Below are 255 nucleotides of genomic sequence, written 5' to 3' on the forward strand. Positions count from 1 at the left end.
TGGAGCTGGAGGGGATTTACTACTGGTTCCGCCACGAGGCGGAGCGTCACGTGATGGTGCTGTGCGACGGGGCGGACCAGCACGAGGCGTTCGCGGGCTACGAGACGATACCGTACCACGTGACGGCATCGGGCGGGAGCGTGACGGAGGAGGGCATCAGCCAGTGGTCGCTGTGCGAGAGCGTGACGCCGGGGATGTACAGCACGGACGACTACGACTTCCGCAAGCCGAACGCGTGGATGCTGCAGGCGCGGC

General features: G+C 66.7%; 1 protein-coding gene. It reads left to right on the plus strand.

Annotated features, from left to right (window positions below; translation table 11 throughout):
- Window positions 1–255: contractile injection system protein, VgrG/Pvc8 family (locus MXF20_RS23300; protein WP_325971649.1), on the plus strand; the 255-nt coding region annotated here is incomplete at both ends.

Origin of the sequence: Pantoea dispersa (assembly GCF_035783935.1) — a bacterium.
Taxonomy (GTDB): Bacteria; Pseudomonadota; Gammaproteobacteria; order Enterobacterales; family Enterobacteriaceae; genus Pantoea; species Pantoea dispersa_C.